Below are 595 nucleotides of genomic sequence, written 5' to 3'. Positions count from 1 at the left end.
CGTAACTTCGTGAAAGCCTGTACGCATTGGCGTTGGACGGTATTTGCTGTGTTCTGTGGTTTGTTGCTGATCAGTGCTGCATTGGTTAAATCCAACTATGTGCGTGTTATCCCTAACCCGAAAGTACCGACCGATTACCCTGCGATTACTATCGAGATGAATGACACGGTTTCTAGTGAGCAAACCATTGAAGCGTTGAAAACCATCGAGCGTGTCATGCAAGAGGTGGAGTCTCAAACTATTGCTGATCATGGGCAAGGTATGATTCGCGATGTGCTTTCTTACAATCGAAGCCGCACCGAAGGACGAGTGTTAGTACCGCTTGTCGATGAGGAGATTCGTCCGTTCAATACCTTTGAACTTGCTCGACGCTGGCGTGAGGCGATGCCTGTTATTCCGGGGATGAAGAGTATCAAGATCCGCGAACAAAGTGCAGGTGGTGGCGATCGTGATGAGTTTGGCTACTTACTGTTTGGTTCCAACATCAATGAACTTAATCAAGCAGGACGTTACTTGATTGAACGTTTACAGCAAGAAGAAGGGTTGTACGATATCTCGTCATCCATTGATTCAGGCAGCAAAGAAGTGCTTCTTT

At 46.7% G+C, this 595-nt stretch carries 1 protein-coding gene; it reads left to right on the top strand.

What is annotated here, in order from left to right:
• Nucleotides 1–595, top strand: a 595-nt coding sequence (locus tag R7Q11_RS27805) for an efflux RND transporter permease subunit (protein WP_225467189.1), incomplete at both ends; no start/stop codon positions are given.

It is taken from the genome of Vibrio sp. 970 (genome assembly GCF_033339075.1).
Note: the sequence above shows the minus strand (reverse complement) of the source record. Positions and strands in the feature narration are given on the sequence as shown.